The following is a 20,558-nucleotide window of genomic DNA, read 5'->3' on the forward strand; positions in this document are numbered from 1 at the left end:
ATGGCTTTTCGTAGGACCCTTAGTGATCTTATTCGGCTGTATGCTGATGAGATTGCTGATTTGGATATAGATATTTGCCAGTATGATAAAAGATATGATGTGTGGGGATGCTTTTATCATGGCAAGCTAGATAAAGATAAGATACCGGAATGGGCACTCAGACATGAAGTTAAAGATGTCTATGAGTCTAAAGAGAATCATTCTTATACAATCTATCTTCAGCCTCTTGAATAAGATATGATTTTGAAATTAAAGAAATAATGCAAATGAATATTTAAGTGCAACTCTTCGGAGCTGCACTTATTTTTGTGGGGAAAACTATTATGGCAGCTACAAGACTTATTTCATTACACATGAACAAGGGAAGGACTCTTGCCAAGTGTCTGAAGGACAGGACGGATTATGAAATGAACCCGGACAAAACAGAAAAAGGGAAATACGTTTCATCCTATGCCTGTGATCCTAAGACTGTGGTGGAAGAATTTATTTTATCCAAAAGAGAATATGAACGTGTTACGGGCAAACATCCTAAGAACGATGTCATTGCATATCAGATCAGGCAGTCTTTCAAGCCCGGAGAGATCACACCGGAGGATGCAAACCGAATCGGATATGAGACAGCTATGAGATTTACAAAAGGCAATCATGCCTTTGTAGTATCGACTCATACTGACAAGGCCCACGTTCATAATCATATTATTTTCAACTCCACAGCTCTTAGTGGTGACAGGAAGTTCAAGGATTTTCTTTTGTCGGGCATGGCACTTGGGAGACTTTCCAATCTTATCTGCATGGAGAATGGATTATCTGTAATTGCTCCGCAGCCTTATCATAGTAAGACAACTTATATCCATGAAGAGCGAGGTCCTACTTTCAGGGACAGGCTTAGAGAATCAATTGACGTTGCTCTTTCAAAGAAGCCGGGCTCTTTTGAAGATCTTTTGTCTGAACTTTCCAAGCAGGGTTATGAAATAAAACGAGGCAAGCATACTTCCGTTAGAGGAAATGGTCAGCAGAGATTTATCCGATTCCGTTCTCTGGGAGATGGATACACGGAAAAAGATCTGATGAAAAAGTTGGAAGGAGTCGAGAAGGGAACTGCTCCTAAGGAAGAGACTATAAAGGAAGAACAGAAACCATTTTACAGGGATGATAAGTTTGACCTTCTGATAAACATCCAGGACATCATCGCCCAGGGAAAAGGTCCTGGCTATGAGATGTGGGCGAAGAAGTTCAATGTGAAAAATGTCATGAAGGCGATTCTCTTTTTCCAGGAGAAGGGGCTGAGGACATATGCTGAACTGGAAAAAATGGCAGGAGATACTTCTGACAGATTCTCTCAGCTATCCGATGACATAAAAGGATATGAGAGCAAGCTGAAGAAAATCTCAGAACAAAAGAAAGTCATTAAAGATTATTCCAGTACAAAAGAAATTTATCAGCAGTACAGGAAGTCGGGCTACAACAGGAATTTTTTTGAAGAGCATAAAGAAGAAATTATGACTCATAAAGCTGCGAAAGATGCTTTCGATAAATACAAAGGTAAGTTTCCATCTTACAAAGAACTCAGTGCTGAGTATGACAAAGTGCTTTCAAAAAAGAGAGCTGCCTATTCCGAGTACAAGGAAGTCAGAAAAGATATGCAGACATATCAGACTGCAAAATATGATATCGACCAGATACTTGGTATTGGAAAAGAACAGGAACAGAATAAAAATCGTGAACGTTCACGATAATCTTTTGGGGCAGTCCATCGTGGCTGCCTCTATCTATTAACAACAACCAAACGTCATTTGCCATCTTCTTGGCGGAATTTCTTTCAGCTCCGGAAGGAGCGTAGTCAGATTTTAATCTGAAGCGAGGGGATTGGGGATGTGCCCCAACAAGTGAGTTTCGATGGGTATATATCGAAACCCCACTTGCCACTTTACTCTACCCCTTTGGGGATGGGGATGATGCGCGGGGCTTTTGAGGGAGGAACAAATAAAAATGATCAGGGGAAAACAAAACGGTAACAAAAAATATGAAGTCATATATGCGGATCCGCCTTGGAGGTTTCGGGTCCGAACAGAAAAAGGGAAGGGCAGGAGTGCAGAGAATCATTACCCGACAATGAAGCTTGAGGATATCTGTAATCTTCCGGTTAAAGAAATTGCTGCAGAGGATTCGATTCTTTTTATGTGGGCGACCTTTCCGAATCTGAAAGAGGCGTTTGATGTTATCGATGCCTGGGGATTTGAATTCAAGACTGTGGCTTTCGTTTGGGTGAAACAAAATAAGAAATCGGATTCTCTTTTCTGGGGCATGGGCTATTGGACAAGATCCAACGCGGAGATCTGCCTGCTTGCAACCAAAGGACATCCGAAGCGAATTGACTCATCAGTACATCAGGTTATCATCAGCCATATTGAAGAACATAGTAAAAAGCCTACAGAGACAAGAGACCGGATTGTGAAACTTGTGGGGGATGTTCCTCGGGTGGAACTTTTTGCAAGACAAAAGACTCAAGGCTGGGATTCCTGGGGGAATGAAGTGGAGAATGATTTGGAGTTTGCAGCATGAATGGTTTTTGAATTATCGTATTGAGGAAAATAGAAGAAATAGCAGTCTGTAATATGATAAAATTATTATTAGGTTCTTTGAAGTATAATCTTTGGGAAAAATGAAGCCTTCAATGGAGAGGAATTATTATGAAACCAATAGACGATCTTGATGAACAGCTAAAAAATGAAGAGAGTACAAAGCTTAAATATATTACCCCAGCATTACAGAAAAAGTGGAATGCTGATGGGGATCAGATTGTAATGGAATATGGTAAAAAGGGTTCTGGTCATTATTTCACCGATGGTCAGATTTTGGTTGAACCTGATGGCAGTGTAAAACGTGGGGAGCAAAAGAAATTGGATTATCTTTTGCTCTTTAAGCATAATTTGCCGCTAGCTTTAGTAGAAGCTAAAGGGTATGACCATAGTGTTGATGAAGGTGTGAGTCAGGCATTAGAGTATGCAGAGTTACTTGATGTACCTTTTGCCTATGTTTCAAATGGACAAATATTCCATGAGGAAGATCGTCTTACGGGAAAAAACTGTGAGTTTGGGATGGATGATTTCCCTACATCTGATGAATTATGGGAAAGATATAAAAAGAGCGAGAATATAACCGATGAAGAGACGGATTTGATTATTAGTCCATACTATATTAGTCCGGATGGAAAGAAGCCACGTTACTATCAGAGAAATGCTATCAATAGATGCATTAATGCGATAGCTAAAGGGCAAAACCGCTTGCTTTTGGTTATGGCAACTGGTACTGGAAAAACATTTGTTGCTATGCAGATTATTTATCGACTCTATGCTAAGGAAGTGAAAAAGAAAATCTTATTCCTTGTAGACAGAAATGCGCTGGCGGATCAGACTTTTGATGACTTTGGCGTGTTTAAAAATACAATGGTTAAGATTGGAGAAAAATATACTTTAAAGAGTGAAGAAGAGATAAAGAAACTTACTTCATATGAAGTATTCATATCTCTTTATCATCAAATGAAATCCGGAAGTTCAGATGAGGATTGCGATTATGTCGAGTCTGAAGATAATGGGAAGGCATATTATAAAAACCTTCCTAAAGATTTTTTTGATTTGATTGTTGTTGATGAATGTCATAGAGGCTCTTTGAGAGAGCAGAGTGGCTGGCATGAAATGCTAGAGTATTTTGGTTCAGCAACACAGATTGGACTTACAGCTACACCAAGAGAAACTGAATTTGGTTCTAATATCGAGTATTTTGGTAAACCGGTATATAGTTATTCTCTTAAACAAGGTATAGCGGATGGATTTCTTGCCCCATATAAGGTCGTTACATATGAGCTGGATGTTGACAGAGATGGTTATATGCCAAAACCTGGCGAATTAGATATTAATGGCAAACCTCTTGAAATGCGTCGCTATGAGCAAAAAGAGTTTGATAGAAAGCTTATTATTGATGACAGGAGAAAGCTTGTTGCTAAGAAGATAAGCGATTATTTGAAGGCTACTGATCGCTTCCAAAAAGTCATTGTCTTTTGCGAAACTGAAGAGCATGCAGGCGCCATGGTCAATTATTTAAGAAATGAAAACAGTGATCTTGTGAAAGAGGATCATAGATATGTCATGAGAATTACAGCAAGTGATACTGTTGGAAAGAGTCATATAAAGAGTTTTAAAGCCCCATCGCAAAAGTATCCAGTTATTGCTGTTACAAGTAAACTATTGTCTACGGGTGTTGATACACAGACTGTAGAGCTGATTGTACTAGATAAAACGATTGGAGCAATGTCTGAGTTTAAACAGACAATAGGCCGTGGAACTCGAATCAAAGAAAACTATAAAGTCGGAGAAGAAGAGAAAAGTAAGACTCATTTTACTTTAATGGACTTTAGAAAGAATTATCTAAAATTCGATGATCCTGATTTTGATGGAGATATCGAAATAATAGATGGCGGAACTTCTATGCCATTATCTACGAAGACAAAAAAGAAAAAACGTGATGTCTTTAGGATTAAGGGAGTAAATGTTGAAGTAGCAGGTCACCAGATTATGTATTTGGATGAAAATATGCAACTGGTGAAATCACAGAATATTGAAGAATGTGTTAAGAATAATATTGTTGATAACTATCCAGATTACAAGGATTTTAAAAAAGCATGGAAAGAATCGGATGATAAGAAGGCACTTATCAATGAATTGCTGATTAATGAAGGCATTGCAGATAAGTTGATGTCTGATTTTGGTATTCCGATGGATTACTTTGATCTTATTGCTTTTTATGGTTATGGGATACCGGTACCATTGAAGGAGGATAGAATTAGTAAGGCTAAAGACTATATTGTTACCTTGGAAGATGGGCAGAAAGAGGTTATGGAAATAGTTATTGAATGCTACAGACATACGGACTTTACTGACTTGCGACACATAAAGATATTTTCTTTGGCGGCATTTGCTAATAAAGGCTTTACTCCAAAGACTGCAATAAAGCCATTTGGTAGTAAAGAAGGATACGAGAGAGTTATAGATAGTTTGGAGGATAAATTGTTTTGAACGGAGATGCATTAGTAAAGAAGACTACGAAGATTATGTTCGGTGATGCCGGCATTAGTGGAACAGCTCAGTATATGTCCCAGTTGGTATGGGTATTGTTCCTAAAGGTATTTGATTATAAGGAAGAGGAATGGGAGTTGGAAGGAGACTATATGCCTGTTATTCCTGCACCATTTCGATTTAGGGATTGGGCTGATCCGAGGAACGAGGACGGATCAAAAGATTACTCAAATAGAATGACAGGGGATAAGCTTATAGGCTTTGTCAACAATTCATTATTTCCGTATTTGAGTGGAAAAGAAATTGAGTTTGATGGTAAGAAAATACTGTTTAGTTCTGATGATAATAAGGCTAAGATAATACGTTCGTTCATGGCCGAATCTCAGAATTATATGAAAGATGGAGTTAGGCTAAGACAACTAATTAATGAGATTGGAGATATTGATTTTGATGTTTCCTCCCAAAAGCATGATTTTAATGATTTCTATGAAAGACTTTTAAAAGAACTACAGAATGGAGGTAAAGCTACAGGCGAGTTCTATACTCCTAGAGCCATTACGCAGTTTATTGTAGATCATGTTGATCCTATTATTGGGGAAAAGGTTGCAGACTTTGCTTGCGGGACAGGTGGATTCCTTGCGGATGCTGTTTCGCATCTACAAAAACAAGCAAAATCAGTAGATGATGCGATAAAGATACAAAAGTCGGTTTATGGCATAGAGTGGAAACAGTTGCCTTATATGCTCTGTGTTACCAACATGTATCTTCATAATTTGGATGATCCGAGCATTGTTCATGGTGATGGACTTGCGAAAAATGTATTGGATTTGTCTGATGATGATCTGTTTGATTGCGTTATTATGAATCCACCTTTCGGAGGTGAGTTTAATAAGGCTGACTTAAATAATTTTCCCGACAACATTGCTTCGTCTGAATCTGCGGATTTATTTGTCGCTAGAATAATCTATTGTCTAAAAAAGAATGGAAGGTGTGGATTAGTATTACCAGATGGCTTGCTTTTTAATTCGGATCCATCAAAAGTCAATTTAAAGAAACTGCTGCTTAATGAATGCAATCTTCATACGGTAATTAGGTTGCCAGGTTCTGTATTTGCACCATATACGTCAATCAGTACTAATTTATTGTTTTTTGAGAAGTCAGGAAAGACAAAGAGTGTATGGTTTTATCGAATGGACATGCCTGATGGAGTTAAGCATTTTAATAAGACACATCCTATCACGAGAAACGATTTAAAGGTTGTTGATGAATGGTGGAATAATAGACATGAAATAAAAGATGAAAAGGAAGACCCTTCTTCATCTGAATCATGGAAAGCTAGGGAGTACTCATATGATGAAATAGAGAAGATGGGCTTTAACTTGGATTTGTGTGGATATCCACATGAAGAAGAGGAAGTTCTTAATCCATTTGAAACTGTTCAAATATTCAAGGAAAGATTGAATAGTACATTTACTGAAATTAGTAAGACGACAACTGACATAGAATCACTGCTTGTAGGGGGAGATGCAGATGCCGCATTTAACAATCTGATTAGTGAGTGTATGCATTTGTCTGAAATAACCAATGATTTGCCTGGGAATTTAAGAAAATCGATACTTCAATACGCTATGCAAGGGAAGTTAACAAAGCAGTTAGAGTCTGAAGGTTCAGCATATGATTTGCTTCCGGAGCTATGCATAGATGACAAACTAAAAGTAACTGATATACCATATGATATACCAGAAACGTGGATGTGGCTTCCGATAGGTAGCCTGGGTGAAACTACTGGAACAGATAGTTTCTCAGATGGTCCTTTTGGCAGTAATTTGAAAACAGTACATTACATTTCTGAGCCAGAAGTTAGAATAATACAGCTAAGCAATATTGGTGAGAATGGTTGGAAGGATAAAAATGTTAAGTATACTTCATATAAGCATTTAGAAGAAGAGATTCCTCGATGTGAAGTTCATCCAGGAGACTTTGTTATCGCTAAGATGATGCCTGCAGGAAGGACTATCATTGTTCCGGATTTAGGTACAAGGATTACTTTGGGATCAGATGCTATGAAATTTGTTCCTAACAAAGCATTAGACAAGGAATATTTATTATATGCTATGCATAGCCAAGTTTTTTTGGACCAAGTTTATGCTAAGGCACATGGAATTACAAGAGTTAGAACAACGCTTAAAGGCATAAAATCATATGTATTACCTATACCTCCAGTTAAAGAGCAGGTAAGAATTGTAAAAAGGTTAAAAGAGATTCTTGTACGTATAGATGGTGGATTAGAGGAAGCATGATATGGAAAAAGTGGTACTGCGAAAGGATTATTCTGATACAAGCAGGCAAGCTTATTCAGAAGAAGAACTGATGCAAATAATGAGCGAAGCAAGAGATAAACTGCCACGCATTGTTTCGAGACATGCAAGAAGCATGGGAATTGATTATGAAAAAGTGTTAGTAAAGAGTCAAAGAACTCGCTGGGGAAGCTGCAGCGATAGAGGAAATATAAGTCTGAATTGCCTTCTTGTTCAAGTGCCTTCTTTTGTAAGAAAATATGTTATAATACACGAACTGGCACACCGGATAGAAATGAATCATTCTACTGCATTTTGGCACTTGGTATCTTCTGAAATGCCAGATTATAGAAGGGCAATAGAGTGGCTTGATACAAATGGAGAAGAAATGATAGATAGACTTGGATAAAGTGAGACTTTTCTCAAAGGTAACTCAATGACTGACATTAAAGAGCGGCTGTTTTCAAATTTACAGGCCGCTCTTTTACAATTAATAATTATAATGATATTATTTTGCGTTAATAAACAATTTATAATTCGTTGATATAATAATAGTAATATGGCGGATTATGAGGATATTATGGATAAACGATATAGAAATCTTATCGATGAAGCAAAAGAATACTATAGTAGCGAAGCTCCAGAACTCAAGAATATTGTAAAGAATGATAAGCTATTTGATTTTAAGTGGTGCGATTGGCTTGAACAAGAAATAAATCTATGGACATATTGGCAGGGGGCCGAATTAGAAACATCAGAGATTATGGTTATAGGGCAGGATTTTGGAACTTGCTATGATCCAAAAAATCAAGCTTTTTACAGGTACTTATGCGAATCAAATGATGACTATGTTAAAAAATCACAGGCTTATATTTCAAGGATAGAGGCGGATTCAAAAAATAAAACGGATAATAATTTGCTTCTGCTTACTGCGGAATTGGGAAAAAACTATTGTGCCAGTATACCAGCAAATAGAATGTTGTTTTTTACTAACATGTGTCTGGGGTATAGATCCGGATCTGGGATAAGTGGAGGAAATGTTTCGTATTATCTGAAACATGACAGTGTGTATATAAGAGAGCTAATTCGTATCAAACAACCCAAAGTTGTTATATGCTTGGGCGCAGATACATATTTTGCATTGCTATCGTGTTTATCTGTTGATAATAATACATTGAATTTAATAGCTACTGACTTTTGGACGCTTTTGGAAAACGCGGATAATTTTATTGATATTTCGCTTGATAAGCTTGACCTAAGAATATATGGTGTCTCCCATGCGGGGGCGTATGGGTTAGTAAATAGAAAGAAGCTTACAGGACATAAGGATGACAATTTTACAGGGCTTGATCTGATGAAATCAGATTGGGGTAGAATTGGAGTATATCTAAATAACAGATAGATGATCATTTGAATCGGAGGTAATTCCATGCAGATTATAAGCCAGAAAAAGGTGTCACTAAAGAATCATCCAGAAATAAATGAGAAAGCTATACAAGAGTATATTTTTGACCATCCAGAAGTGTTAAATTTAGGAGATTTACAACCAATAAAGATGGAAAAGATACAACCTCTTGGGGGACGTCTTGATATGCTGTTTAGTGATGAAGAAGATAATAGATATGAAGTCGAACTTCAACTTGGACCAACGGATCCAAGCCATATTATAAGGACATTGGAATATTGGGATACGGAAAAGAAACGCTATCCGCAGTATGACCATACTGCAGTTATAATTGCGGAAGATATAACAACAAGATTCCAGAATGTTATTTCGCTATTCAATAATCAAATACCACTTATTGCGATTCAGATGTCTGCTACGATGACGGATGATGGTAATATTGCGCTGTCTTTCATAAAGGTTATGGATAAAATAGAGCGCGGTACAGAAGAGGAAGAATATGCTGAACCCACCGATAGAGTTTTCTGGGAAACAAAGAAATCAAATAAAAAATATCTTGGACTTACAGATAAAGTGTTTGATGCATTGGGGGAAAGGAAAGAAGGATATGAACTAAAGTACAATAAGTTTTATATTGGTCTGGCTAGAAATGGTGTGGCTAAAAATTTTGTGCAGTTTGTTCCACATAAGTCTTTTTTGACTTTCAGAATCTACATTAGTCCTGATGAAGAAAATGGAGTTATTTTGGAAAACAATGGTCTTGACATAGAGTATTCCAAGAGACGAAGATGTTACCAAATTAAATTAAAAGATATCGGAGAGTTTAAGGATAATTCAGAAATTATTATGAAAATGGTGGATAATGCCAAAGAACAAAAAAGTGCAGAATGATTGATGGAGATTATGCAATATGGGGAAAGATCTATCTCAAATATTTGATAAGAAGCCAGAACAGTGGGGACTTAGAGGTGATCCCTATTTGTGGGATGAGATGAAAGAAGTGTTTGTCGGCGAATCTTTGGATATATCCACTAGAGACTTGGCAAATCAGATTTGTGAATATTATGAGAAAGCCGTAGGAGAACCCTTAAAGTATGGATCCATGGTGTATGTTGAGAGATTTGCTCACGGTGGAATGTCTTCAGGCCATGTTTCTGGTGAGTTTTGGATATGTTGCGGCATTCCTCTTCTGATAGAGAATTTTAATAATATATGTTCAGAAAAAAACGCGGAGCGATAAGGCGGTAACCTGGAATATCTGTTCGAACACACTGAGACATAATACGGACACCTTATGTGTTAATGTAGAATCAGATAAAGAAAACATTTTTGTGAATGAGATCAATACTATAAAAATCCGAATATGCGAGGGGATAGATATGAGGAATAGAGTAATAAATAAGATACTGGCATGTGTTTTGGCAGCCACTATTGTCTTTGAGACAGGCTATGTATGTTATGCCACAGAGGATGATACAACAACGGTGGATACTACCGCCACAAGCAGTCAGGTTGATAATTCTATTGCGATGCTAAATTACCTTACCGTAGTTACGCAGGAGATAAATGCATCAAGTAACAGTAGACTATTCCTGGAGGAGGCATATTCATCGCTTATAAACAACACATCGCCTAACGCTATTGATAAAAGGACCAAAACTCAGCTAAATGACATGCTTGATACTATTGATGCATATCGAATGGTTGATGTTAAAAGGGAACGCTTACAATATATTTACGAGCAGAATCAGGCTCAGGCATTAAGAGAGGCTGTTCCGAATCCATTAGGATTACTGGCAAGTGTACAATCATTTAATTTAAGAAGCCTGGTTACATCCATTGTTTATATGGCTATTGACTCAAAAGCTAGTTATGATACAGCAATGGCTCAGGCAGATATGCAGTACTTACAGGATGGATGGGAACTGGATGATGCTGAAACAAATGCTTTGACTGAAAGCCGAGAGCAGTTGTTCAATTATATGATTGATATCGTGCATACATACAATATTCCTGACAAGGATGCCCTCAGCGAAGAAGCTGTTAATGAATTTGTAAAATGCAAGAATAATACAAATGTTGCGAGAAGGATACAATTCCTTGAATCCAATAAAAAGAAGTATGAGAACTTTGGTGAATACTGGCTTCTGTGCGCAAAAAGCTACTATGAAGACGGTGATTATCAGAGCTGTCTTGATGCTATTGAGAAATATGATTCTATGGAGATAAATATCTTTAGAAAAGATCACAACTATGCAGATGTTTTACCGCTTGCAATAGCATCTTCTGAGGAAGTATATGGTGCTAAGCCTATATGTGAGGAAAAAATCCGTTATTATGTTGAGCAACTCACCAATAACCTAGAGACAGAGGATTGGTCATTAAGATATTTTGCGGCTCAGACGTATTTAGAATTATATACCAAATCCAAGAATAAGGCAGATATTCAGACAGCCTATAAGCTGACGGAAGATAATGTGAATTATCTTATAGATGAACAAAATACGAAGAATTCAGTGTATTTGAATCCTGTTGTAAAAAAAGATGTTCCTAAGAACCTTTCATCTGCAAAGCAGAAAGAGATCAAGCAGTATAACAAAATGCTTGAGGAAACAAGAAAGAAGGAGCTACCTCCAGTATATGAGCCGTTGTATTTAAATTGTGATCTTTTGTTTGCACTTGCAGATGAGTTGAGTCTTGATAAGAGTGCTAAGAGTAGAATGGAAAAAATACTCCACGGAGGAGATATACCGCTTTTCCTTACGACTCCTCTCGATAATACTTATTATTTCACCAATACGGCAGACGAACAGAGCTATGAGTTTAGTTTTGACAAGGGGGAGCTTATTCTTCCAGCATCGATTTTGTCAGATCGCAGCAAAATAGTTGTCAGTATTACAGACGGTAAGAATATGACTACTATAGATGACTGGAAAATAGATAAGGTAAAACGTGGGACAGAGAAAGACATAAGTACTTTCAAGGCAACATATAAGAGTGAAAAGGCTAAGAAATATAAGTATATTGAGGGAACGACAATAGATATCACAGTAGTACCGGTTGAGGGTAGCTCCTGTGAAGAAGTTGAGGCGCAGTTTGTTGCACATGAGAAGAAGTTCGTTGTTATTCCTACAATAGAATTTGAGAGAACAAAATGAAAAAAAGAGTAGAGCTAGCATGGAAGCTGATTGCCATACTATTAGCGATTGTTCTTGTAATTCCGGGGAAGGTCTGCGCTTATAATTCGGATGAGCATGATAAGTTCCTAAGAGAGGTTCTTTTTGGTAATACGGCCGTTAGAAATACGGATGTCTTAGATGCATTAAATGATGCGTCTGCAATCGCAATAGATCAGCATAATGGGGATGGGCAGCCTACATTAGATGAATTAAGAAATGTTTATAAGATAAAAGGGTTACCATCTTCAGTAAGTAAATTTAATGTAGGCCATGGATATTTACATAGAAATTATACACACAAGGGCTGGAATTATGACTATAAGAAAAACGATGGTGATGATGAGGCTCATTGGGGAGATATCAGAAAAGATATATTATTAAAGACTGTGAATCAGTCATTTGACTTTGGCTTTCTATCAGGAAAACCTTTGCTGGGCTATTCTGATCAATGCGAGGGACTTGCTGCATTGATTTACTATGTGCATGTTCTTGGTGACCATGTGGCTAATGAGACATACAGTTCAAATTATGAGGAAATACCACTAATCAAAGGGAATGGACAGTTAGGATTGATAGAGGACCTTGAATACTATAGCGGATTGTTATTTACTGATCATTCGACAAGGACATACAAGAGTTATATCTCTGAGCTGGATAGAATAAAGGATGATATAAGAGGAATATACTATGCACCTGCAGATCTTGAGGATCCTGAAATCTATGAGCAGTATCACGGATATGCTGAAGAAATAATGCAGTGCCTCAAGGATTACATCCCACTGTTGATAAAAAAAGAAAAGTTTTTTCAAAAGGTTTTTTACCCGGAATTAGTTGGAAAATAAGGAAGGACGCCATCTCTGTGATGTCGTTCTTTTTTATTGCCATTTTTTAATCTGTCTCGATATCTGTGTTATGAACATATCCCTAATAAGGGTAATACCGCATTTAAGCCACTACCTTGAAAAGGGTAACTGAGGCATTATTTTATTATGAAATACTGTTAATGATGGGCGAGGGATATGATTTCATACGACAGATTTTGGAAATATATACAAGAGAATAACATAACTCAATACAAGCTGATGAATTCTGGAATCAGTCATTCAACATTGACACGTCTTAAAAGAAACGAGTCAGTAAACATGGAAACAATAGACAAGCTATGTACCATACTTGAATGTGATGTTGAAGAAATTGTTGAGTGTAAAAGAAATCCCATAACAATGGGCGAAGATTGATTGTAATTGAATAGATGTATCTGACGGGACTGTAGCTTGGCTACAGTCCTTTATTGTGCTTTAAGCCTTTTTGTGTCTTCCGGTTCTCGAAAACTGCTTAATCTGCAATGAAAATACCGCGTAATGCGCGGTCATAAAAGCGTATTACGCAGTATAGGTATCGCGTAATTTTGTGTAGATTATAATTCGAGGTAGCAATATGGCATATAAAAAATCAAAGCATAGAGACACAAGAGATAAAAGACCTGACAGCTTAAAGGGGAAAAAGTTCAATAAAGTTGCAGGTACTAATCTTAAGACTTTGCAAGATAAAGTCGATTGGACTAATGTTCAGATGGCGGCACTTCTTGGAGTTGGAACAAGTAGCTATGACAGAATGGTTAGCGGGGAAATAGCTATCAGTCCGGAAAAGCTGTCAATACTATACTACAATCTTAATGCTGATCTTCACAGGCTTATCGGAAATGATAATAACTATGATGTGCTAAGGCACGGCGAGGATAATGAGTTTGATTTCAGTACTGCGATAAGTGATATCATCATGGATATTCAGAATACAGACAGCTATGATGAGAGAGCAGAAAAGATATTATATATGTATTCGGAGTTTGGCAAAATGATTGCTTATCTCATGAGGCCGGAAGGCAGGGATAAGAAGTAGTTTATTGACGTTAAGCAGTCGGGAGCCGGAAGCTTTCATGCTACTGCTAAAAACGTGTTTTTATTTGGGGTTCTTCAGTTTGACATAATTATCAAGGCTTAAATACTGGTGCTGGAATGCTCTTTATTCCGACCAGTTTTTCTTTTGGCAAAAAGTATGTTGGAGGGGCGTAACTGATGTTTGCGGTTTTTGTTATAGAGGGAAGAGATAAGGATGATTATAGGAGTTACAACACATGAGATTATCGTGAACGAGTGCATCGCAGCGGGGATAGACTATGAAGAGATGTACAAAGTTATTAGAGAATTGTTGATAAAGTTCAATGATGGAAAAGCTTTTGCAAAACGTATGGGAATAAACTGGCTAAATAATATGTCAAAGAAGATCCCATACAGGACCAAGTTTCTGCAGATAGTTGCAGAGCCATGGAAATATTCCCAGAAAGAGAAAAGATCATTTGCATGGAAAGTTGCATGTGAGAAATGGTATGGCGATAAGAGTGGGCTGGTACTGGAGCAGATGAAAGCCTTTGTGGAAGGCGGCGATATTTTGGCACATATCATTGACTCGGTATACATGAAAGGAAAGAATACAACTAAAACGGATGATGCAATGCTGATTGAGCTTTACATGGGGCGGACAAAGTATTTTTCGGTAAAAAAGGATGCAATAGTCTTGTATGGATTGCTGATCTGGAAATATTGCAAACGCAGAGACCAGGAAGACAAAGATAAAGGCATCATAGATGAAAATGGAGAGCTTATAGATTAAGGCAAAACAAGGTAGGGACTGCTTCGGCAGTCTTTTTATTTTGCTCAAAAATTGTGTACACAATTGCGAACTGACTGCGAACTGGCCGCGAACTAGGTGCGAACTAGGTGCGAATTTAATCTGAACTGACCGCGAACTTGGTGCGTATTTACTGCGAACTCGTAAGTACGATTTTGATGCTATCATTGCCATTGTTCAAGGGAAGGAGGTAGAAAAGCCTTGTTGGGACTAATCTTTTACTATGTTTGCGGTCCGCCATGACTCTGTTTCTTCTATATAATAATGTCTTCTTTTGGAAAGGAAATTATCATGGAGAAATTGTACGGAAGAACAATAGGGGAAAGAATAAGGATCCTAAGGGAAAGTGCAGGAATCCGGCAGGAAGATTTAGCTAAAGACTTTAAACTTGCTAACGCTGGAGTGGTTTCATTTTATGAAAATGATAGAAGACCGCTTCCAACAGATATAGTCGTTGCATACTCAGATAAGTTTGCAGTATCTACAGACTGGATCCTGAAGGGTGATGCATGTTAGTAGCATGTTTCCACACTATACAAATCTTATAAGTTTTATACAGATTGTAAAATGACCTTTGATACTGCAGGACTTACAATTAATAATGTAGAAAAAAGTTCTGCGGTTTCAAAAGGGGGAAACAGTAATGGGAGCAAGAATGAACGCAAGTATTCTCGATAACTATAGGAAAGCTAATGATGAAAAAAGGATAAAGATAGTCCTTGATCATTATTCTAGTTTCATGCCATATGTAAATGCTTATGAAGCGGGGCTTATCAGAACTATAAAAGCAGAACGGGAATATAACAGACGAGTTGCTCTTGGAGATCCTGGTGTGAGAGTTCAGACTTCTAACATTGGAAATCCTACATCCAGCGAAGGCGATGAGGACATGATAGTTCGCCAGGCGGTCAGAGCTGGAGACTATATCACTGCACTTCGTGGTGCTGATAAGTTTGAAACACATAAGTGGGAGATTCTTTTGCTGAAGGACATGAGAGAGATCTATGGGCTTGTAGAAGAGCAAATTGGTTCTCTGGGTGATGAAAAAGATGTATTCAAAAGATACCTCAAACGTGAGTTCAAACTTGCTGCCATTGCTGGTACTGAGGGGGTCACTTCTGAGGCAATGAAGAAGAGATTTGGAACCTTAAGGAAAGACGTGGTAGATAACTCTCTTAAGTGGCTTAAGGAGCAGAGACCTTACTCATATTTGGAACAAAAAGGAGCATAAGGAAATGAGTAATCAGTTGGAGATGGTAAAGAAGACGCGTGGAAATACGAAGCGTCTATATACATATGAAGAGATATCACATCTTATTGCAGGGGATAAGAGAACAATAAGAAAGATGGCCGAAGCATGTGGTGCATACCACTATATAAACAGGGCTACAGTGTATATTGATTATCCAATATTGGAAGAATTTATTTTGTCACATAAGAATCGGTAACGTATGAATAAGACTTGGCAGATTCAGATTAGTTCTTGCTACAGCGCTCGAATAGAGTCATAATAATATTGTGCTGAAGTGCTTTTCATGAATTACAGCCAAGTCTAATTTCATAAAACGTCTTTAACTTTGCAGAAAGGAATCAAATGGGCAATGACATTGCTACAGTAAAAGAGACTAAAGCAAAGGCAACAAGACTGATGCGACTCAAAGAAGCTTCGGAGTATTTTAAGGTCGGCAGAGCAACTATGAAAAAGTTGGCAGAAGCCTGCGGAGCTTATTATCCACATAGTAAGACGCTTGTTTTTGTGGATCCGGAACTTGTAGAGGAGTATTTACGAACCGCGAAAAAACGGTAGTTATGGAGGAAGAATGGCAAATTCAAGAAAAGACTTGAAAGGTAACACCCTCTTCCGCGGAGAACATCAGAGAAAATCAGACAAGCGTTATATGTATATCTACATTGATCCTATCGGCAGGAAGAAATACATATATGCAGATAATCTGTTAGAACTTAGACGGAAAGAGGACAAATTAAAAAAGGATCAGCTGGATGGACTAGATATCTATGCTGCAGGCCTTGCAACCATCAATTCGACATATGACAGATACATTTCAACAAGAATAGACCTGAAGGATTCGACACAGAGTAACTACGAATATACTTACGAGCGTTATGTCAGAGATGACTTCGGAAAAAAGAAACTTGTTGATGTAAAGTATTCCGATGTGTTGCAGTTCTACACCTTTTTACATTCGGAAAGGCATCTTTCATTTTCTACTATTGAATCTGTAGATGGATTGTTGCATCCAACATTCGAGTTGGCTGTAAGAGATGATATAATAAGAAAGAACCCGACCGAAGGAGCAAAGAGAGAACTTGCAAAGAGACTTCCTAAGACGGAAACGGAAAGGCAGGCACTTACTCCAGAGCAACAAAAAGCCTTTATGGAATATGTTGCTATGAGCCCGGTGTATTATCATTGGTGGCCGCTTTTTACTGTACTTCTTGGAACGGGAATGCGAATTGGAGAATGCACTGGCCTTCGTTGGCAGGACATCGATCTGAAAGAGGGATGGATAGATGTTAATCATACACTGTCGTACTACCCTCAGAAGGGTTCACGCACATCAAAGCTAAGGATCTCAACACCTAAGACCAAAGCAGGTTGTAGAATAATCCCTATGATGGATGCTGTTAAAGAAGCATTCCAATTTGAAAAGGAAAACCAACTTGCAGGCAAGGGGTACAATCAGACTGTAGTAGACGGATATTCGGGATTCATTTTCCAAAACAAGTATGGCTCAGTAATGAGTGCTGCCTCAGTTAATAAAGCAATTAAAAGAATCTACAATGATTACAATCATGAGGAAGAGATTGACGCTGTTAGGGAAGATAGGGAACCGATAATACTTCCGCATTTCACATGCCACTATCTGAGACGTACATTTGCTACAAGGCTCTGTGAGGTGGAAGACAATCCAAAAGTGATCCAGGCAGTGATGGGACACAGACAGATTTCTACTACATATGAAATCTATGCTGATTCGTCAGATCGGAGAAACAAAGAATCAATCAATAAGCTTGCAGCAAAGCTTAATGGCGTTTTCTAAAATGGTACTCCGAAAAGAATTTTTCTGACAAACCAAAATTGACAAAACAACATTCTGACAAACGAGCATAATTAGTCAAAGGAAAAGCGCAAAAGTCTACGGAAAGTATACGCTGAAACAAGTACGAAATATCGTGACTGATACAGCCTTTGACAAACAGCTGACAAATCTGTGGGGAAGTCAAATGAACGTAGATGTTCTCAAATGCGTAACCCTAAAAGTACAGTGATGAAGATGGATGCTCGTATATGCTCTCAAATGCTTCCAGATGCTTAAGCGGTCGAAAAAATCCCGACACTTAAGAGCTTGGACAAGTAAAAGATTGATAAATACTGAGGATGCAGTAACCATGAGGGGTGTCACCACACCCAATTTACACCCGTTCAAATTGAACTTTAGATCGTGGGTGCATTCGTTAATCAGATATTCTGTGATATTTAAAAGGTTTTATCAGTTAACAAAGTGAGAAAATCCTCCAAAATCGGACAAATTTTATCAGAGAACTCATGAGACAATTTGTGAACGAAAATAGAGGATGATCTCCTGTGAATTTAATAGTGATTTTTACATAGAGCAATTTTCCAGCTTCGGAGAATTGCTCTTTTTTCTTGCCCGAAAAACGGGTTTAACCACTATTTCATTTCACAGGAGGAAAAAGATGAATTTCGAAGATTTCAAAGAAAACTTTTCAAGCGATGTAAAAGACACATTGGAGAGAAGAAACGGTATTGAGTACGAGGTGGATGCCAGGACAGTCGAAAAGATGAATTCAACCTACGAGGCACTTACAGTAAAACCTGAGGGAAGCGTCATCGGCGTTAATCTTAATCTCACAGATATCTACAAGGAATTGGAGAATGGTGCAGATTACGGAGTTCTCGTTTCAAAATCTGCTGATCTTGCAGCAGAGGCTATCGAAAATCGTCCCGATTTCGATCTTGCATCCATTACAGATTACGACAAGATGAAGAATACGCTGGCGATTGAGGTTGTATCAGCTGAGAGAAACAAGACAAATCTTGAGAACGTGCCTCACAGAGATATGGAGGATATGGCAGTTGTTTACAGATTTGTCCTGGGGGATACAGGTTCGGGCTCAAGCAGCTCAATTCTCGTGACAAATCAGATGCTTGAGAACTACGGTAACACTGCAGATCAGCTTCATGAGGATGCAATTAAAAATGCACCGGAAATCAGACCTCTCGTTATTGAGGGTATGGCAGAGGTTTTAGCAAAGCAGATGGGTGTTGAAGACCTTGAGTTGATGGGGCTCAATATCCCGTCAGAGCAGGAGCAGATGTTTGTAGCATCCGTGGAAGGAAATGTTCATGGTGCAGGAGTACTTGCTTATCAGGACTTCATGGATAAGGCTGCTGAAAGAGCTGGAGGAAGCTTTTTCATTTTGCCCAGCAGCATCCATGAGGTCCTTATTATTCCTGATAATGGAAAATTCGATACAGCGAGCCTTGAGAACATGGTCAGAGAGGTTAATGCCACAACAGTGGATATCGAAGATCAGCTCACAGACAATGTCTATCACTACGATGCAGATGAGAAAGTTTTTGAACTTGCAGAGAAGTTCGAGGACAGAGTAGCTGCTAAGGAAGCTGATATTTCAAAGGAGGAAAAGCCTAAGGAAATATCAAAGCCTCACAAGGATCGTGGAGGCGAAGCTCTCTAATGGATAAATACGCGGAAGATAAGCCTTTGAGCTGTAAATACTGCTACTGGGGCACAAATAAGGGCGAATGTACAAGGGATGTATGTTATTACCTTGTGAAGCCCAGGAAGAAACCGCGTTTTAAGTGCAAAGATAATTGTCCTTACAGTGTAGGCCAGCCGTGTATCGGCTGGTGTACACGTAAGATGCTTGAGGAAAAGGGGAAATAATCTAAAATGGCTGATTTTGAATATTTTTACGGACAGGAAGCTGATCTTTTCAGTTTTATAAGGGTACCAAAGCTTTTGTTTACAGATGACAGGTTTAAGAGATTAAACAGTGATGCGAAAATTCTGTATGGCCTATTGCTCGATAGAATGAGTTTATCCGCAGATAATAAGTGGTTTGATAAAAAAGGAAGAGTGTATATTATCTACACGATAGAGGAAATCGAGAAGACAATTGGCTGTGCTAATGGTAAAGCCGGTAAAACCTTGAAACAGTTAGTCGATATTGGACTTGTTGACAGGACTTATCAGGGACAGGGCAAGGCGGCACTTCTTTATGTGAAGAAAATTCTTTCAGACATGTCAAAATCGCATTCCAAGACATGCGAAAATCGCACTTCTAGGGATGTGAAAATCGAATCTCAAGACATGCGAAAATCGCAATGTAATAATACTGAGATTAATAATACTGATTTTAGTAATACTGAGAATAATAATCTTATCTCATCCAATCTCATCAGAATATACCCTCCGGGATATAAGGCTGAGGATGAAGCAGATAAGATACGATGCGATGAGATAAGAGAAGATAACATGTCTGATATAACAGAATTAAAAAAGTCTGTTATGGAGAAAATAGATGCTGACACTCTTAAGCAGCGATTCCCGTATAGCAAAGACCTTATTGATCAGACTGCTAACCTGATTGTAGATGTTCTATCCGATGATGTTGATTATTACATCATTGGTGGAGCCAGGAAGAAACCTGAGCTCGTAAAAGATCAGTTTAGAAACCTTGAATACAGGCATGTTGCATACGTGATTGATTCACTTAAGACCGTCACTAATGACATTCGAAATATAAGACAGTATCTGATAGCAGCACTTTATAACGCACCATTAACGATTGACGCCCACTATGAGTCACAGGTTAACCATGACTTATACAGGGGCGATTTTTAGTTTAG

At 38.2% G+C, this 20,558-nt stretch carries 22 protein-coding genes; all 22 read left to right on the forward strand.

All coding sequences use genetic code 11. From position 1 onward, the window contains the following. The 22 genes from G608_RS0109910 (at position 1) to G608_RS0110015 (ending at position 20,553) form a co-directional block, all read left to right on the forward strand. Entirely contained in the window at positions 1 to 234 is a 234-nt protein-coding gene (locus G608_RS0109910; protein WP_022762197.1) for a hypothetical protein, read from the forward strand. Between the two features lie 89 nt (positions 235 to 323). Then, positions 324 to 1,736, forward strand: coding sequence for a relaxase/mobilization nuclease domain-containing protein (locus G608_RS0109915; protein ID WP_026495888.1), 1,413 nt, complete (start codon positions 324 to 326; stop codon positions 1,734 to 1,736). 253 nt (positions 1,737 to 1,989) lie between these two features. Continuing rightward, the gene (locus G608_RS0109920; RefSeq protein WP_035795248.1) at positions 1,990 to 2,562 is read left to right on the forward strand and encodes an MT-A70 family methyltransferase; all 573 of its coding nucleotides are present in this window, start codon (positions 1,990 to 1,992) and stop codon (positions 2,560 to 2,562) included. A gap of 128 nt (positions 2,563 to 2,690) precedes the next feature. Beyond that, positions 2,691 to 5,072 carry an EcoAI/FtnUII family type I restriction enzme subunit R gene (hsdR, locus tag G608_RS0109925; protein WP_051209137.1) on the forward strand — a complete coding sequence of 794 codons (2,382 nt, stop codon included), beginning with the start codon at positions 2,691 to 2,693 and terminating at the stop codon, positions 5,070 to 5,072. Continuing rightward, a complete protein-coding gene (locus G608_RS23585; protein ID WP_081677381.1) occupies positions 5,069 to 7,372 on the forward strand; it encodes an N-6 DNA methylase in 2,304 nt (767 codons plus the stop codon). The genes hsdR and G608_RS23585 overlap by 4 nt, the downstream gene beginning before the upstream one ends. Position 7,373: 1 nt before the next feature. Further along, positions 7,374 to 7,778, forward strand: coding sequence for a M48 metallopeptidase family protein (locus G608_RS20775; protein WP_035795251.1), 405 nt, complete (start codon positions 7,374 to 7,376; stop codon positions 7,776 to 7,778). Between the two features lie 171 nt (positions 7,779 to 7,949). Continuing rightward, positions 7,950 to 8,771, forward strand: coding sequence for a hypothetical protein (locus G608_RS0109940; RefSeq protein ID WP_026495891.1), 822 nt, complete (start codon positions 7,950 to 7,952; stop codon positions 8,769 to 8,771). Positions 8,772 to 8,798: 27 nt separating this feature from the next. Then, positions 8,799 to 9,665 (forward strand): hypothetical protein, encoded by an 867-nt coding sequence (locus G608_RS0109945; protein WP_026495892.1) that lies wholly within the window; start codon positions 8,799 to 8,801, stop codon positions 9,663 to 9,665. A gap of 19 nt (positions 9,666 to 9,684) precedes the next feature. Then, positions 9,685 to 10,014: a hypothetical protein gene (locus G608_RS20780; protein WP_035795254.1), complete on the forward strand. Its 330-nt coding sequence runs from the start codon at positions 9,685 to 9,687 to the stop codon at positions 10,012 to 10,014. Between the two features lie 139 nt (positions 10,015 to 10,153). Then, the gene (locus tag G608_RS20785; protein ID WP_051209144.1) at positions 10,154 to 11,932 is read left to right on the forward strand and encodes a hypothetical protein; all 1,779 of its coding nucleotides are present in this window, start codon (positions 10,154 to 10,156) and stop codon (positions 11,930 to 11,932) included. Further along, positions 11,929 to 12,795 carry a hypothetical protein gene (locus G608_RS0109960; RefSeq protein WP_026495893.1) on the forward strand — a complete coding sequence of 289 codons (867 nt, stop codon included), beginning with the start codon at positions 11,929 to 11,931 and terminating at the stop codon, positions 12,793 to 12,795. Before G608_RS20785 ends, G608_RS0109960 begins: the two co-directional genes overlap by 4 nt. A 177-nt stretch (positions 12,796 to 12,972) precedes the next feature. Then, positions 12,973 to 13,191, forward strand: coding sequence for a helix-turn-helix domain-containing protein (locus G608_RS0109965; protein ID WP_026495894.1), 219 nt, complete (start codon positions 12,973 to 12,975; stop codon positions 13,189 to 13,191). A 199-nt stretch (positions 13,192 to 13,390) separates the two neighbouring features. Then, entirely contained in the window at positions 13,391 to 13,852 is a 462-nt protein-coding gene (locus G608_RS0109970) for a helix-turn-helix domain-containing protein (RefSeq protein ID WP_022763302.1), read from the forward strand. Positions 13,853 to 14,065: 213 nt separating this feature from the next. After that, positions 14,066 to 14,623, forward strand: a complete 558-nt coding sequence (locus G608_RS0109975; RefSeq protein ID WP_026495895.1) for a hypothetical protein — start codon at positions 14,066 to 14,068, stop codon at positions 14,621 to 14,623. Between the two features lie 282 nt (positions 14,624 to 14,905). Next, positions 14,906 to 15,157, forward strand: a complete 252-nt coding sequence (locus G608_RS20790; protein ID WP_081677382.1) for a helix-turn-helix domain-containing protein — start codon at positions 14,906 to 14,908, stop codon at positions 15,155 to 15,157. A gap of 127 nt (positions 15,158 to 15,284) precedes the next feature. Beyond that, positions 15,285 to 15,872, forward strand: a complete 588-nt coding sequence (locus G608_RS0109985) for a hypothetical protein (protein ID WP_026495896.1) — start codon at positions 15,285 to 15,287, stop codon at positions 15,870 to 15,872. A gap of 4 nt (positions 15,873 to 15,876) precedes the next feature. After that, positions 15,877 to 16,089, forward strand: coding sequence for a hypothetical protein (locus G608_RS0109990; RefSeq protein WP_022763306.1), 213 nt, complete (start codon positions 15,877 to 15,879; stop codon positions 16,087 to 16,089). Between the two features lie 146 nt (positions 16,090 to 16,235). Then, positions 16,236 to 16,448 carry a DUF6462 family protein gene (locus tag G608_RS0109995; protein ID WP_026495897.1) on the forward strand — a complete coding sequence of 71 codons (213 nt, stop codon included), beginning with the start codon at positions 16,236 to 16,238 and terminating at the stop codon, positions 16,446 to 16,448. 13 nt (positions 16,449 to 16,461) lie between these two features. Then, positions 16,462 to 17,703: a site-specific integrase gene (locus G608_RS0110000; protein WP_026495898.1), complete on the forward strand. Its 1,242-nt coding sequence runs from the start codon at positions 16,462 to 16,464 to the stop codon at positions 17,701 to 17,703. A 658-nt stretch (positions 17,704 to 18,361) separates the two neighbouring features. After that, positions 18,362 to 19,384, forward strand: coding sequence for a DUF5688 family protein (locus G608_RS0110005; RefSeq protein WP_026495899.1), 1,023 nt, complete (start codon positions 18,362 to 18,364; stop codon positions 19,382 to 19,384). Further along, positions 19,384 to 19,593, forward strand: a complete 210-nt coding sequence (locus tag G608_RS20795) for a hypothetical protein (protein WP_035765119.1) — start codon at positions 19,384 to 19,386, stop codon at positions 19,591 to 19,593. The genes G608_RS0110005 and G608_RS20795 overlap by 1 nt, the downstream gene beginning before the upstream one ends. 6 nt (positions 19,594 to 19,599) lie before the next feature. Continuing rightward, positions 19,600 to 20,553 (forward strand): replication initiator protein A, encoded by a 954-nt coding sequence (locus G608_RS0110015; RefSeq protein WP_026495900.1) that lies wholly within the window; start codon positions 19,600 to 19,602, stop codon positions 20,551 to 20,553. Positions 20,554 to 20,558 lie beyond the last annotated feature (5 nt).

This window comes from Butyrivibrio sp. WCD3002 (assembly GCF_000424265.1).
In the GTDB taxonomy this organism is placed as follows: domain Bacteria; phylum Bacillota; class Clostridia; order Lachnospirales; family Lachnospiraceae; genus Butyrivibrio.